This window comes from Arthrobacter sp. 2RAF6, from assembly GCF_052115205.1.
Classification (GTDB): domain Bacteria; phylum Actinomycetota; class Actinomycetes; order Actinomycetales; family Micrococcaceae; genus Arthrobacter.
Genome location: NZ_JBFRGF010000045.1, coordinates 1 through 14,382 on the forward strand (window position 1 = coordinate 1; position 14,382 = coordinate 14,382).

Here is a 14,382-nt window from a genome sequence, read left to right on the forward strand (position 1 = left end):
CCTTCCTCGTCCCGTGCGGCTGCAAATAGTACTCATGCATGAACTCACGGATCTCTTCACGCGTAAAACCCTTGTTATCAACGGCCATCGCCGGCTCCTTCAATCAACAGGTAATGAATGACTCACAACCAGCTTGACGATGAGGGGCCGGCTCACATATGCGCCGCCCCCAACCCTCCATCAGAAATGCGGCACCCCCGGGGAGCCACCCTCACCGGCGAAGAGCCAGCAAAAGTGAGTGTCCACCCGGAACACGCCATAGCTGAGGGAGCGTCCAGCGAAAGCCGGCCATAAGTGAGCGGGCGTCCGGCCGGGACACGCCATAAGTGAGCGGGCGTCCGGCCGGGACCGGGTATATGTGAGCGGGCGTCCGGCCGGGACCGGGTATATGTGAGCGGGCGTCCGGCCGGGACCGGGTATATGTGAGCGGGCGTCCGGCCGGGACACGCCATAAGTGAGCGGGCGTCCGGCCGGGACCGGGTATATGTGAGCGGGCGTCCCGCCGGGACACGCCATACGTGAGCGGGCGTCCCGCCGGGACCGGGTATATGTGAGCGGGCGTCCGGCCGGGACCGGGTATATGTGAGCGGGCGTTGGAGGGGGAGCAGGTTGGGGCCGGAGTCGGGCGCTTCGCTGGGCGGTAAAGTTGGTGCACATGGAGAGCCTCTTTAGTCACCTCGCGCCGGACTCCGAACCCCAACCTGAGCAATCCGGTGAGCTGGATCCCGTAGTGTGCACCGTCGTCGTGCCTTCGCCGGTGGCGCATGCCTTCATGGGCTTCACTGATCACCCGCATCTCTGGTGGCCGATGGAGGACCACAGCGTCTACGGGGCAGGCTCGCACGTTGAGTTCGAGGAGAATTTGATCCTGGAGACGGCTGACGACGGCCGTACTTCGATATGGGGGACGATCGACGATTGGCAGCCGCCATTGTCCTTCCATGCGAGCTGGTATCCGGGCAGCACCGCGATGTGGTCCACTGAACTTCGCCTGGCCTTCCGCGCGGTTGACGGGGGTACGGAGGTTCGCCTGGTGCACGACGGCTGGGAAGGCGCCGAACACCCCGCGCAAACCCGTGCCGACTACGCGGCTGACTGGCCCGGAGTTCTTGAGCGCTATGTCCGGTTCATGGGCGGCGGAAGTGAATAGAATCCGTCGTCTCCAAGCGGCCGACTGGCGGTTGCTTCGCGACGTCCGGTTGGAAATGCTGTCGGACACCCCGATGGCCTACGTGGAGAGCCTGGCAGCCGCTCGGCGCCAGACTGACACTCAATGGCAAGAGCGGGCAGCCACGATGTCGAGCGACTCGAGCGTTACCCTCGTGGCGGATGACGGTGCGGACGGCAGCCGGATCAATGGACTCATGCGCGTGGTCATCAAGCAGCCACAGGACCCTTCCGAGACGCTGCAAGCCATGCTGATCAGCGTCTACGTGGCACCTGAACAACGCGGCCTCGGACTGGCTGACCAGTTGCTTGATGAAGCTTGCGCCGTGGCCGGCACCGAGCTTGGAGCCGGCGTGATCGAACTGGGGGTCCACGAGGACAACGCCCGTGCCAAGGCGTTCTACGAGCGGCACGGATTTGAATACACCGGCGCCAGCCGGCCGTATCCGCAGGACAAAGCCAGGATGGAAATTGTCATGGCCCGCCGGATTCCGCCCTCCGGGCCGATCCGCCAAAGAAAAAGCCCCGGCGGGTTCCTCGATGAGCTAGCGGCCGCCCTTGCTCCGGGGCAAGTCGCCGTCGGCGAACCGACGCGAACGCGCTATGCGGCAGACCTGGGACCAGTCCTGGACTTGCAGCTGCCTGTGGCTGTGGTGTTCGCCGAATCCGTTGAAGACGTGCAGCACGTAGTGCGTAGTTGCGCCAAGCACGGGGTGTCGATTGTCGCCCGCGGCGCCGGCACCGGGGTTTCCGGCGGCGCCCATGCCAGCCAAGGGTGCATCGTGCTCAGCCTGGAACGCATGAACCGCATCCTGCAGCTCAACGCGGACGACGAGACCGCCGTCGTCGAACCTGGCGTGGTGAACGCTGACCTGAACGCGGCGGCGGCTGAACACGGCCTCATGTACGCGCCGGACCCCGCGAGCTACAAAATGTCCACGATCGGCGGCAATGTGGCCACGAACGCCGGCGGCTTGCGCTGCGCCAAGTACGGCGTGACCAGGGACTCGGTGCTGGCGCTCGACGTCGTCCTGGCCGATGGCTCGATCATCCACACAGGGCACCAGACCTTCAAAGGCGTCGCTGGCTACGATCTCACGGCACTGTTTGTGGGCTCCGAGGGCACGCTGGGAATCGTGGTGGGCGTGACGGTACGCCTGCGCTACCTGCCCCGCGAGGTACAGACAATGGCGGCGTTCTATCCGGACTTCCGCGGTGCCGCTGCGGGAGTCCTTGCGGTCGGAAAGGCGCGCGTTCAGCCCGCCATCATGGAAATGCTCGACGCCGGTACGCTGGCCCAGCTCGACGAACTGTACGGTTCGGATCTCGGAGAACGCGGGCACGCGCTGCTGCTGATCCAGACAGACGGTTTCGGAGCTGCTGCGGAGGCAGCGCTGGTGCGGGAAGTGCTCGCGGCCGGGGGCGCCACGGTGACGGCGGAATCGAATGCGGAAGCCGAGCGCCTCATCGACATGCGGCGCTCGAGTCGGGGCGACGAAGTGGACAACGAATACCGGGTAGGTGAGGACGTCGCCGTTCCGAGGTCGCGGCTTGTCGACTACGTGGCCGCGCTCGAGGCCATGGCCGTTACCCACGATGTCCGGCTCAAGGTGGTGGCGCATGCCGGCGATGGCAACCTGCACCCCACCTTCTGGGTGGATCGTGTGGACACGGAAGTGGACGCCGATGCCATGTCCCGCCTCAACAAGGCCCTGGACGACTCCATCGACGCCGCGCTGGAGATGGGCGGAACCATCACCGGCGAGCACGGGGTGGGGCAGTACAAGCTGCGCTGGCTTGGGCTTGAGCAGCCCGGGCCAATCCGCGAGTTGCAGCACCGCATCAAAGAGCTCTTCGACCCGGCCGGAATCCTCAACCCTGGCAAGGCCATCTAAGCCTCTGGTATTCCAAATCTGATCACCAAGATCCAGCGTCACACTCGGATACCATTTTCGCGCCAGTTTACTTTGATTCACGATACCCATAATCTTATTTGGTATACCAAATCAGATTTCAGGGAGGCAATCATGGGACAAGTACGCCCGCCGCGCCGCGGTACTTCCGCGTGCGCCGCTCGAAGGACCGCCTGGGTACTCGTTGCACTGGCGCTTGTCTCCATCAACCTTCGTCCGGCCATTACGACGATCGCCGGCACCATGGGGCAGCTGCAAGCCGGGTTCGGGCTCGACGCGCACTTGCTGCCGCTGCTTGGCGCCTTGCCTGTACTTGCTTTCGGGGTCTCGGCTCCTTGCGGTCCGTGGCTGGCCCGTCGCCTGGGCACTGGCAGGGCCGTGGCGGCGGCGCTCGTGGCATTGGCCGCCGCGCTGCTTGCCCGCGTGCTCGTGCCCGGACTGTTGCTGCCCGGAACGTTCCTCGTAGGAGCATCCATCATGACCGCCAGCGTGCTTGTGCCGCAGATCGTCAAGGCCAACCGCGGTACCGGGTGGTGGACGGGGCTGTGCACCATGGGCTTCGGGCTGGGCGCGGCGCTTGGCGCGGGACTCGTCCAGCCGCTGCAGCAAGCGCTCGGCGGAAGCCTCGCCTGGGCACTGGCCGTCTGGGCCGTTCCCGCCTTGCTAGGGGCCGCGTTGATCCACCGCACCGGTCAAACAGCCGGACGCCCGGACGGGACCGGCGGAGCGGCGCCGGGCGCTGGTTTACAGGAGACGACGACGGCGGGCGGCGCCGTGAGCGAAGCCGGCATCATTCCGCTGCGGAAGCAGCGGACGGCCTGGGCCGTGACCGCTTTCTTCGGGCTGCAAGCCATGCTGTATTTCGCCGTGACCTCGTGGCTCGCGGTGTTCCTGGTGTCGAAGGGCCAGACCGCGGCCGACGCAGCAGGGCTCTTGGCGTGGTTCAGCGTCGCAGGGCTGCCCGCGAGCCTGCTGGCCCCCGTTCTCGCGGGGCGTCGCGCGGTCCTGAAGGTTATGGCGCCCGGCCTGGGACTGCTCGTCGCGGCGGCTTTGATAGGAGTCTTGACGGCGCCCGTAGCTTTGCAATTCCTCATGGTCGGCCTGTTGGGGATCGTCCAGAGCGCCGGGTTCGGGCTGGGAATGGCGTTGGTCGTCATCCGCTCGGCAGGGCCGGAGAGCGCCGGCAGCCTGTCTGCCATGAGCCAGGGCTTGGGCTTCGCGTTGGCCTCCCTGGGGCCTTTGGGGGCGGGATTCCTGCATGAGTGGTCCGGCGGCTGGGACGCTTCCTTTTGGGCCTTGGCGGCGGAAGCGGTGCTGCTCGCAGTTGCCGGTTTCCTCGCGGTGCGCGGGCGCGCGGTGTCCGTGGCAGCGGCCGAGACCGAGCACCTTGGCGAGCCCGCCGCCGTCGGGCGCTAAGCCCAATGGGGCAGGGCGCAAACCAAACCACGCACGGGCCTCCCACTCGGCCCGTCTGACTTGCAGTAGTTGTCGTTATGAGCCCACATAACGACAAATGCGTGGGCCCGCGCCGCCAGGGTTCCCTGGCCGTGGGGCCACACCGGCGAGGGTCCCTGCCTGAGCTTGCGAAGGCTGGGAGCCGGTGGGGACTTGCGAGGCGAGGGTGGCGGTGGGGACTAGTTGGGCATACGCGGCCACTTTTTGCGCGGAATTAGATGAGCTCGAGCTGCTCTGCCACGACCTTGCCGCGGTGGATCACCGTGCGGTCGGTGCCGCGGTCCATGACGGCGGAGGCGACCGATTCGCCGTCGAGCAGCAGGAGTTCGGCGGGATCGCCGACCTCGACGCCCGGGCGGTGTGCCGTGCCTTTCAGGCGGGTGGCGGACGGGTCAAGGATGCTGGCGCCGCCCACGGTGGCGATCGCGAGGCAGTGCTCGATGAGCTCGTCCTTGCGGAAGCCGTGGGTGAAAGCGAGCTGCCACGTACGGTCGAGCATGTCCGTGTTGCCGTAGGGGGACCAGTAGTCGCGCTGGCCGTCCTCGCCCAAGCCCATGCGGACGCCGGCTTCGGCGACCAGCGGGATGGGCAGCTGGCCCGCCACGCCGGCGGAGCCCGGCGCCACGGACGCCATGGAGATGTCCAGCTCGGCGAACTCGTCGATGAGGCGGCGCGTGGTGGCCTCGGAGACGCTGCCCAGCTGGTACGCGTGGGACATGGTGACCTTGCCCTGCATCCCCAGTGCGCGGGTGCGCTCGATCACCAGGTCAGTGCTGAAGACACCGAGCTCGCCGGGCTCGTGGAGGTGGATATCAATGGGGACCTGGTACTTTTCGGCCAGTCCGAAGACGATGTCCAGGTGCCGGGCGGGGTCGCGGTCGAGGCTGCATGGATCGATGCCGCCCATGACATTGGCGCCGGCCTTGAGGGCCTGGTCCATGAGGGGCACGGTGCCGTCCTCGAGGAGGAGGCCGGCCTGCGGGAACGCGATGATGTCGACGTCGGCCTGGCCTTTGAATTGCTCCTTGGCGGCCATCACGGCATCGAAACGCTCAAGACGGCAATCGACGTCGATCTGGGCATAGGAACGGACGCGCGTGGTGCCGCGCGCGATCATCCGTCCGAGGGTGTTGTTGACCCGTTCCTGCAGTGGAACCTCGGCGTTGCGCCAGTTCTGCCGATCGTTCATCATCATGGTCCACACCCCAGGGCCGCCGGTGTGTTCGCGGAACGGCAGCCCGATGCGGGTGGAATCCAGGTGCACATGGACGTCCGAGAACGACGGCACGAGGAGACGGCCGCGGCCCTCGACGACGGTTGCGTCGCCAGGAACGGCTCGTGCAGGGTCATGGGGTTCGACTCCGGTGATCTTGCCGTCCGTAATGAGGACGTCGCTCAACGCTTGTCCCCAGGGGCGGACGGCGCGAATCAGGGTGTTCAATGTATTGCTCCTTTTATATGGGATCTATTGCACACCAGCGAAGGCCGCAGATTCCAGACCTGCGTGATGGCAAGCCGGGGCGGCGGCGCTGGCTGGTAGGGGGATTTCGCTGATGCAGCGTTGCTGCTGTTCCGCGCCCAAGGTGCCGAACAACGGACACCGGGTGCGGAAGACGCAACCGCTGGGAGGGTTTGCCGGCGAGGGTAGATCTCCCCGGAGCCGGATCTTTTGCTGCTGGCGGGCTGCCCGGGGATCCGGCATGGGCACCGCGGACAGGAGCGCTTGCGTGTAGGGATGCTGGGGATCACGGAACAATTCCTCGCGGGCTCCTTGTTCCACGATCTTGCCGAGGTACATCACCGCCACCTCATGCGAGATATGTCGGACCACCGAAAGATCGTGCGCGATGAAGATGTATGCCACTCCGGTGTCCCGCTGGATCTCCTGCAGCAAGTTGACCACTTGCGCTTGTACTGAGACATCGAGGGCAGATACGGGTTCGTCGCACACAATCACGGAGGGGTTCAGCGAGATGGCGCGCGCGATTCCCACGCGCTGGCGCTGTCCGCCGGAGAACTCGTGCGGGAAACGGTTGTAGTGCTCGGGTTTGAGGCCCACTTGCTCGAGGAGTTCCTTGACCCGGTTCTTGAGGCCGCCGGCCGGGTTGATCTTTTGCGCCAGCATCGGCGCCGCGATGGCCGTGCCCACGGTTTGCCGTGGATTGAGCGAGGCGAAAGGGTCCTGGAAGATCATCTGGACTTTGCGGCGGAAGTTGTACAGATCGCGGCCGCCCAGCCGGCTGATGTCCACGCCGTCGATCAGGATCCTCCCGCCCGTGGGATCCAAGAGCCGCGCGACCATGCGTCCTGTGGTCGACTTTCCGCAGCCGGACTCACCCACGAGCCCCAAAGTCTGGCCGCGCGCGAGACTGAACGAGACGCCGTCGACCGCTTTGACTGTCTTGGATCCTTTCGGGGAGAACAGCCCGCCTTTGATGGGGAAATGCTTCTGGAGGTTCTCCACCTGGAGAATTGCCTGCGTGTCCATGACGGGTCCTAACGCGTATTCCGAATGGTGACGATCTGGGGGCCGCTCAAGTGGCAGCGCTTACCGTGGCCGCCCTCGACCACGAGCTCCGGCCGCTGGCTCGCGCACACGCCGTCGCCGGCGAGGGCTGCGTATTCACACCGTGCGCTGAAAATGCAGCCCTTCGGGAGGTCAAGGAGCGACGGCGGCTGGCCGGGAATGGGGTTGAGCCTGCCCGAGGAACTGCCCAGCGTGGGCATCGATTTGAGCAGGCCCAGGGTGTAGGGGTGCTGTGTGTCGTAGAAGATCTCGTCCACGGGTCCCGATTCGACGCACTGCCCGCCATACATGACCAGCACGGAATCGCACACTTCGGCCACGACGCCAAGATCGTGGGTGATGAGGATGAGGGCCGAGTTCGTTTCTTCCTGGAGCTCGGACATGAGGTCCAGGATCTGTGCCTGCACGGTGACGTCCAGGGCGGTGGTGGGTTCGTCCGCGATGAGCAGTTCCGGCTCGCATATCAAGGCCATGGCGATCATGGCGCGTTGGCGCATGCCCCCGGAGAAATGATGCGGGTATTCGTCGTAGCGCTGTTCGGGGCTGGGAATGCCCACCCTTCCGAGCATGTCGACGGCGGCTGTGCGGGCCTGCTTCTTGCTCGCCTTGTTGTGGACGAGGAAGGCCTCGGCGATCTGATGACCCACGGTGTAGAAGGGATGCAGGGCAGAGAGCGGATCCTGGAAGATCATGCCGATGTTCCGGCCGCGAAGCTGCCGCATGCCGGACTCGGGCAGCGTGACAAGGTCCTTGCCCTGGAACAACGCCTGGCCGGTGACCCGGGCGGAGGTTCCCTTGAGCAGTCCCATGAGCGCCTGGCTGGTGACCGACTTGCCTGACCCGGATTCTCCGACGATGCCGAGGGTCTGCCCGCGCTCCAAGGAGAAATCCATCCCGTTGACGGCCGAGACAAGGCCGTCGTCGGTGGGGAACTTCACCGAAAGGTTGCGGACGTCCAGGAAGGGGCCGGTTCGCGTAGCCGGCTGCGTGGCCCCCGCGGCAGGCTGACCGGCCGGACTGGGTTGGAGCTGGGTCATTGGAGCCTCACTCGGGGATCGATGGCAGCGTAGGCGAGGTCGACAACGACATTCGCGACGATGACGAAGAAAGCGGCCAGCATGGTGATGGCCATGGTGACGGGGAGGTCGCCGGAAATGGCAGCCCGGACTGCCGTGAAACCGAGTCCCGGGACGGAGAAGATCTGCTCAGTGAGGACAGCTCCGCCGAGGAGCAGCCCGATGTCCATGCCAAGCATGGTCACGACAGGAGTGATACCGGCCCGGACGCCGTGCTTGAACGTCACGGTTCGGGGCGCCAAGCCCTTGGCACGGGCCGTGCGGATGAAGTCCTCGCTGAAGGTCTCGATCATGTTGGTCCGGGTGACCCGGATGTACGCCGCGCTGAAAAGCACCGCGAGGGCAACCCAGGGCAGGAAGTAGTTGAGCACCCAGGCCCCCGGACCGTGCGGACCAAAGGGGCTGTTGATCTCGTTCGTCGTGAAGGGCAGGAGGTGCAACTGGTTGACGAAAACCAGCAACAGAAACAGGCCGGTGACGGGGATAGGCAGCGAGACACCAACGGACGCTGCGCCGACGATGAACTTGTCCGTGGCGGATCCCTTGCGAAGGGCGGCCAGCAAACCGAGCCCGACGCCGGAAACGGTCCAGAGCACGAGCGCGCCGACCGCCATGGAGAGCGTGTAGGGCAAGGAACGGGCGATGATGTCCGAGACGTTTTCATTGGTTTGGAACGATTTGCCGAGGCATGGCCACTGGCAGATCGACTCGGCTCCGGGAGCACCGATCATCCGCGGCGAGACCAAACCGCGCATGTAGTCGATGTACTGGATCAGGAAAGGATGGTCCATGCCGAGGGCCACGCGGGCTTCCGCGATGCGTTCGGGAGTGCACTCCTGGCCGCAAGCGGCCGACGCAGGATCGGCAGGTCCAAGCTGGAAAAGCGTGAAGGTGATGAAGCTGACGGCTACGAGAAGCAGGATCAGGGAGCCTGTCCGGCGAAAGATGAATCTGATCATGGTGCTGGTTGCGGGCCGCCCGGTAGTCGCCGGACGGCCCGCCTCCCTTCTGGGCTGGCCTGATTGGTGTGAAAAGGCCGGGTTGTGTGTATTAGGCCTGGTTAGTGCTCGACGCCGACGATCGAGAGGTCGATACCGCCGAAGAAGTAGCCCACTTGGGCATTGCGGATGTTGGAGCCCACCACGCTGTTGGTGTGGCTACGGACGAGCGGGATGATCGGGTAGGTCTTCAGGGCCTTGCCGAACTCCTCAGACCACTTCTTGCCGAGTTCTTCCGAAGTCCCGGCCGTGTTCCGGAGCTCGAACATGGCCTTCGAAATCTGCGGATCGAAGTAGCGCGAAGTGTTGGAGAAACCGTAGCTGGTGCCGTCGTTGTTCGGTCCGAGGATGGGATCGGCTGACGTACGCACCGACGCGGGGTCGGCGCCGCCGCACCAGCCCGAACGTGCAATGTCCGGCAGCTGGTCACTGGCCAGGACGGAGTAGTAGTTCGGAGCCGGGATCGGGACGAGCTGGACATCGATGCCCAAGGCCTTGAGGTTCTGCTGGATCACGGTGCCCGTGTTCTTGTAGGCGTCCCGGTTGTTGGCGTACCCGTAGGTGAGGGTCTTCGGGTAGTTCTTGCCTTCGAGGAGCTTCTTGGCTTCCTCCAGCTTGGGCTTGCCGGCGGGGTCGATCTCCAGGTCCTGGGCTACGTAGCCGCGCATCTTGGCGTTGAGCGGGGTCTGGGTGAGTTCACCGAAGCGACGTCCGCCGTACTGGACCAGAATGGACTGACGGTCCAGGGCCAGGGCGATCGCCTTGCGGACATCGGGATCGGAGATCTTCTCGGTGTTGAGGCTGAGGACGTCGTTGCAGCCAAGCAGTCCCGATGCAACACGGTCTTTGACCTGGGCATCGGCGAGCTTGGCTGAATCCGAGGTCTGCAGCGCACCGTTGGAGTCCAAGGTGAGGGCATTGGGGTCGGAATTGGCCAGGAGCTGCTGGCTGATGGTGGCCTGCGAAGTGGAGAGCGAGAAGCTGAACGTGTCCGGAAGTGCCGAGCGGTTGGGGTCGGTGGACGGATCCCAGTTCGGGTTGCGCACCAGTTTGAGCGACTTTCCGCGGCTGTACGAATCAACCATGTACGGGCCCGATGACACCGGGTGGTTGGTGTAGTCCAGCTTGGTGTCCTTGTCCTTCGGGACAGGCGAGGTGTTGGAACGGGAGGCCAGAGCCGGGAACTCGGCGAACGGCTTCTTCAAGTGGAAGACGATGGTGCGTTCGTCGGGCGTTTCAACGGCCTTGAGGTCAGCGGAGCGATCCTTGTACGGCCCCTTGTAGCCGCCGGCGTCGAGCGCTGCGTTGAGCTCCTGCGGGGCCTGGGTGTAAACGTCTTGGGCGAACGTGCGTTCGATGCCGTACTTGACATCGGCGGAGGTGATGGGGCGGCCGTCTTCGAACTTGACGCCCTTCTGGAGGGTGAACGTCCAGGTGAGTCCGTCTTTGGACACCTGGCCGGTGTCCGTGGCGAGGTCCGGAACGATGGTGGGCGGCTGGCCGGCCGTCTCCTTCGCCATGGTGAGGTTCCTGTAGTACAGCTGGCCGACGTTGGCCGTCTGGACGTAGTTGCTGTTGCCCGGGTCCAGGGTCTGGAAGTCCGACGACATCAGGACGTTGATGTTGCCGCCCTTGGTGGTGAAACCGGGCTTGACCACTTCGGGAGCCTGCTCGGTGCCCGAAGCGCCGGTGGCGGCAGTTCCGGGCTGGTTCTGTCCCGCCGCGCAGCCTGTGGCGGCGGTGGCGATCAGCACGGCAAGGGCCAGCGCTCTGGTGGGGGTATTCATTGTGCTCCTCATAGGGGTGGGTGGAACGGACATGAAGGGGGATTAGTGGCGCGATGCCTTGGGGTCCAGGGCATCCCGGACGGCGTCGCCGAGCAGGTTGAACGCCAGGACGGTGACGATGAGCATGGCGCCGGGGACTGCCAGGAACCAGGGATCGCTGAGGTACCAGTTGCCGGATTGGGCGGCGTTGAGCATCTGGCCCCACGACGGCGTGGGGTCCTTGACGCCGACGCCAAGGAAGGACAGCGCGGCTTCCGCGGAGATATTCGTGGGGATGAGCATAGTGGCGTAGACCAGCACGACGCCCATGACGTTGGGAATGATCTGCCGGAACAGCACGCTCAAGTGCGAGGCGCCGAAGGACCGGGCAGCCTCGACGAACTCGCGCTCGCGGAGGCTGAGCACCTGACCGCGGACGATGCGGGCGAGGTATGCCCAGCCGAAGAAGCCCAGGATGATCACGAGCGAAGCCATGGGGAGGAAGCTGCCTTGGCCCAGAGGGGTGTCCCGGAGCCGTGACTGCAGGATGGGTGTCAGCGAAAGGACCAGCAAGAGGTGCGGGAAGGCGAGGAAGAGATCCATGATCCGGCTGATGATGGCGTCCGTTTTGCCGCCGAAGTAGCCCGCGGCTGCACCGATCACGGTTCCCAGTACCACCGAGACCGCAGTGGACAGCAGGGCAATGGTGAGGGATACCTGGCCACCGTAGGCGAGGCGTGCAAACAGGTCACGGCCCAGGCCGGGTTCCACGCCCAGCCAATGGCTTGCCGAGGGGTACATGTATCCGGGGAGCGGCAACCCGGGAGTCTGGAGGTCGTCCAGGACCTCGGGGCTCGTGTTGGACGTGAATGGATCGTTGCCGGACATGGCACTGAGCAGCGGGCCGAGGACGGCGAACAACACGATGGCCGCCACCACGCAGAGGCTCAACAAGGCAATCTTGCTCCGGCGGATCCGCAACCAGGCCGTGGCCAGGAGCGACCGCGCCTCGGCGGTGGGTCTATTCGGGGACGTGCTGGGTGATGGACTCGCAGCCGTAGCTTCGACGGTGGACTGTAGCTGGGTCAACGGGGGTGCTCGATTCATGATCCAAGGAGTAAGCTCCGGATTTTTGTATACCAAAAATAGAGTAGAGCACGTTTGATGGGATGTAAATCACAAATATTGCGCTATCTGGAATACCAAACAGCTAAATTTCGTGAAACAAGTCACTCTTGAAAGGAATCGCCGTGAACGCGGAGGCAACGGCCCGGAGCCGTTTCCGCCCGTGTATGCTCGGGTGGAATGCAAGACGATGGGGAAGGGAAGGGTGGCCGAAGCCGATGCCCGAAACGCTGACTGGCCGCGATGACGAAGCCCGGGCCGAACAGGTCTACCAGCTGGTTCTTGAAGGAATCGTTGCGGGGAGATACGAGCAGGGCGTCCGGCTGCGCGAGCGGGAGCTCTCCGAGCTTTACAACGTTTCACGAATCCCTGTGCGGGAAGCCATCCAACGCCTTGAGCAGGATGGTTTCGTGGAAACCTTCCCCCGCCGGGGCGCCGTGGTGCGCCAATTGACACTCGCCGACGTCAACGAACTCTTCGACGTGCGGCTCTGCCTGGAAACGTTCGCGGCCCGCATGGCGGCCGTCCGCGTCGCGGCGGGCGAACCGGGTGGTCGCTTGCAGGAACTCCTCGACGACACGAGGCAAGCGATCGACGACGACCGGACCGACGACGTCGTACGCCTCAGTGCGGCGTTCCACGCCGAAATCGTCCGGCTGTCAGGCAACCGGCTGCTCATCGAATCGGTCAAACCGCTGTTTGGGCGCATGCGCTGGATCTTCGGGCTGGCCCACAACCGCAGCAACGAACTCCAGCGCGACGAGCACATGGAACTGTGCAACGCCATCCTCGGCGGCAAGGCCGATCTCGCCTACACGCTGGCGTACTCCCACATCGAGCTCGGGCGCGAACCCGTGCTTAAGGGACTCGCGGAGACGCTGGAGCCCTAAACCCTCTCGCTAGTCGTCCGAATCCGGGTATTCGTCCTCGTCGTACCGTGATTCCTCGGTTTCGGCTTCAAGGATCTTGAGCAACGCCGTGTCCGGATTGAGCATGATGGCAGCCTCGTCACGCCGGTGGCGCAGCACGGTGTCCAAGTAGGACTGCACGGCTTCCGCCAAGGGGATGTGGCTGTCCTGCTTCTGGCTCATGTACCAACGGTGTTCGAGGACTTCGTGGACCACTTCCGCCGGCTCAAGCTTGCCTGCGAGGTCGCGCGGGATGGACCGGACGATGGGCTCGAAGATCTGGCTGACCCAGGTGTGGGCACTGATTTCTTCATCCATGTCCGGGTTGTTGTCCGCCCGGAATGAATCCATGTCATTGAGCAGCCGGCGGGCCTGGTTCTCCTGGGCATCCAGGCCCGTGAGGCGGAGCAGTCGCCGCTGGTGGTGGCCGGCGTCGACGACCTTGGGCTGTAGCTGGATGGTGGAGCCGTCCGCGGTGGTCTTGATGGCGTATTCCTCGACGTCGAAGCCGAGTTCGTTGAGGCGGCGGATGCGCGCTCCCACGCGCCAGCGTTCCCCGAGCTCGAACGATTCCTTTTCGGTGAGTTCGGCCCAAAGACGGCGGTACGAGTCCATGATGAGCTCCGACGTCGCCACAGGGTCCACCTTCTCCTCGATGAGGCCGCCTTCGAGCAGGTCCATGAGTTCCCCGGCGATGTTGACGCGGGCGATCTCCAGATCGTACTCGCGCTGGCCTACCGACAGATCCGGGTACAGCTCGCCGGTCTCGGCGTCTACGAGGTAGGCAGCGAACGCGCCGGCGTCGCGGCGGAACAAGGTGTTGGACAAGGAAACGTCGCCCCAATAGAAACCGATCAGGTGCAGGCGCACCAGAAGCAGCGCCTGGGCGTCGATGAGTCTTGTCAGGGTGTCCCGGCGCAGCATCTGGGAGAAGAGCGCCCGGTACGGCATGGAGAACTTGAGGTGCCGGGTGACCAGCACGGGGTTCAGCGGGTTGCCGTCAATCGTGGTACGGCCGGTGATGACCGCAACCGGCTCGACGCATGGCACATCCATCCGTGCCAGCTTGCGGAGCATGTGATACTCGTGCCGGGCAACGTGCTCGGACGTTTCCTTGATGGCGATGACGGAACCGGCCAGGTGAGCGAAACGCACGATATGCCGGGAAATACCGCGGGGCAGGGCGGCCAGGTTCGCGGCAGGCCAGTCCTCGAGGGCGATGTGCCACGGCAGATCCAGGAGCTCGGGATCCGCTGCTGCTGCGGTGATGTTGAGGGATCCGATCACACTCGCCGGTGGCGCGATGTCATTGGCACTGGCAGCCTCGGTGCGCGGGAGTTTGCCGATCTGCGCGTAGTCGGTGGGTTCGTCATGCCACTTGGCACCGCTTTGCTCGGTCATGGGGTCAATTCTTCCGTATGGAGGCTGCTGTTAACGACGACGGCGG

General features: G+C 64.7%; 11 protein-coding genes and 1 pseudogene. 5 read left to right on the forward strand and 7 right to left on the reverse strand.

Features of this window, described 5'->3' with window-relative positions:
- The first annotated feature begins 655 nt into the window (after positions 1-655).
- From AB4Z38_RS22240 to AB4Z38_RS22255, 4 genes and pseudogenes are all read left to right on the forward strand, one after another.
- Complete coding sequence (locus tag AB4Z38_RS22240) at positions 656-1,150, forward strand: hypothetical protein (RefSeq protein ID WP_441431712.1); 495 nt, start codon at positions 656-658, stop codon at positions 1,148-1,150.
- Between the two features lie 145 nt (positions 1,151-1,295).
- Positions 1,296-1,589, forward strand: a pseudogene (locus AB4Z38_RS22245) (GNAT family N-acetyltransferase); the annotation flags it as partial.
- Positions 1,590-1,643: 54 nt separating this feature from the next.
- On the forward strand, positions 1,644-3,062 hold the full coding sequence (locus AB4Z38_RS22250) for an FAD-binding oxidoreductase (protein ID WP_441431740.1): 1,419 nt from the start codon (positions 1,644-1,646) through the stop codon (positions 3,060-3,062).
- Positions 3,063-3,194: 132 nt separating this feature from the next.
- Positions 3,195-4,496, forward strand: a complete 1,302-nt coding sequence (locus AB4Z38_RS22255) for an MFS transporter (RefSeq protein ID WP_441431713.1) — start codon at positions 3,195-3,197, stop codon at positions 4,494-4,496.
- Between the two features lie 253 nt (positions 4,497-4,749).
- Here the strand turns inward: AB4Z38_RS22255 and AB4Z38_RS22260 are convergent, their stop codons facing one another.
- From AB4Z38_RS22260 to AB4Z38_RS22285, 6 genes are all read right to left on the reverse strand, one after another.
- Positions 4,750-5,976: an amidohydrolase family protein gene (locus AB4Z38_RS22260; RefSeq protein ID WP_441431714.1), complete on the reverse strand. Its 1,227-nt coding sequence runs from the start codon at positions 5,974-5,976 to the stop codon at positions 4,750-4,752.
- 24 nt (positions 5,977-6,000) lie between these two features.
- Positions 6,001-7,023: an ABC transporter ATP-binding protein gene (locus AB4Z38_RS22265; RefSeq protein ID WP_441431715.1), complete on the reverse strand. Its 1,023-nt coding sequence runs from the start codon at positions 7,021-7,023 to the stop codon at positions 6,001-6,003.
- A gap of 8 nt (positions 7,024-7,031) precedes the next feature.
- Positions 7,032-8,099: an ABC transporter ATP-binding protein gene (locus tag AB4Z38_RS22270; RefSeq protein ID WP_441431716.1), complete on the reverse strand. Its 1,068-nt coding sequence runs from the start codon at positions 8,097-8,099 to the stop codon at positions 7,032-7,034.
- Positions 8,096-9,097: an ABC transporter permease gene (locus AB4Z38_RS22275; RefSeq protein ID WP_441431717.1), complete on the reverse strand. Its 1,002-nt coding sequence runs from the start codon at positions 9,095-9,097 to the stop codon at positions 8,096-8,098. Before AB4Z38_RS22275 ends, AB4Z38_RS22270 begins: the two co-directional genes overlap by 4 nt.
- 101 nt (positions 9,098-9,198) lie before the next feature.
- Positions 9,199-10,923 (reverse strand): ABC transporter substrate-binding protein, encoded by a 1,725-nt coding sequence (locus AB4Z38_RS22280; protein WP_441431718.1) that lies wholly within the window; start codon positions 10,921-10,923, stop codon positions 9,199-9,201.
- Positions 10,924-10,965: 42 nt separating this feature from the next.
- Positions 10,966-12,009 carry an ABC transporter permease gene (locus AB4Z38_RS22285; RefSeq protein ID WP_441431719.1) on the reverse strand — a complete coding sequence of 348 codons (1,044 nt, stop codon included), beginning with the start codon at positions 12,007-12,009 and terminating at the stop codon, positions 10,966-10,968.
- Between the two features lie 236 nt (positions 12,010-12,245).
- Here AB4Z38_RS22285 and AB4Z38_RS22290 point away from each other — a divergent pair, with 236 nt between their 5' ends.
- Entirely contained in the window at positions 12,246-12,917 is a 672-nt protein-coding gene (locus AB4Z38_RS22290) for a GntR family transcriptional regulator (RefSeq protein ID WP_441431720.1), read from the forward strand.
- A gap of 9 nt (positions 12,918-12,926) precedes the next feature.
- On the opposite strand, the gene AB4Z38_RS22295 is transcribed toward AB4Z38_RS22290, so the two are convergent.
- The gene (locus tag AB4Z38_RS22295; protein WP_441431721.1) at positions 12,927-14,336 is read right to left on the reverse strand and encodes a DUF4032 domain-containing protein; all 1,410 of its coding nucleotides are present in this window, start codon (positions 14,334-14,336) and stop codon (positions 12,927-12,929) included.
- Positions 14,337-14,382: the final 46 nt, after the last annotated feature.

Excerpts from the sequence above, each read along its gene's own strand:
- AB4Z38_RS22240 (WP_441431712.1), top strand. The coding sequence starts at position 656 with ATGGAGAGCCTCTTTAGTCACCTCGCGCCGGACTCCGAACCCCAACCT.
- AB4Z38_RS22250 (WP_441431740.1), top strand. The coding sequence starts at position 1,644 with ATGGCCCGCCGGATTCCGCCCTCCGGGCCGATCCGCCAAAGAAAAAGC.
- AB4Z38_RS22255 (WP_441431713.1), top strand. The coding sequence starts at position 3,195 with ATGGGACAAGTACGCCCGCCGCGCCGCGGTACTTCCGCGTGCGCCGCT.
- AB4Z38_RS22265 (WP_441431715.1), bottom strand. The coding sequence starts at position 7,023 with ATGGACACGCAGGCAATTCTCCAGGTGGAGAACCTCCAGAAGCATTTC.
- AB4Z38_RS22270 (WP_441431716.1), bottom strand. The coding sequence starts at position 8,099 with ATGACCCAGCTCCAACCCAGTCCGGCCGGTCAGCCTGCCGCGGGGGCC.
- AB4Z38_RS22275 (WP_441431717.1), bottom strand. The coding sequence starts at position 9,097 with ATGATCAGATTCATCTTTCGCCGGACAGGCTCCCTGATCCTGCTTCTC.
- AB4Z38_RS22280 (WP_441431718.1), bottom strand. The coding sequence starts at position 10,923 with ATGAATACCCCCACCAGAGCGCTGGCCCTTGCCGTGCTGATCGCCACC.
- AB4Z38_RS22285 (WP_441431719.1), bottom strand. The coding sequence starts at position 12,009 with ATGAATCGAGCACCCCCGTTGACCCAGCTACAGTCCACCGTCGAAGCT.
- AB4Z38_RS22290 (WP_441431720.1), top strand. The coding sequence starts at position 12,246 with ATGCCCGAAACGCTGACTGGCCGCGATGACGAAGCCCGGGCCGAACAG.
- AB4Z38_RS22295 (WP_441431721.1), bottom strand. The coding sequence starts at position 14,336 with ATGACCGAGCAAAGCGGTGCCAAGTGGCATGACGAACCCACCGACTAC.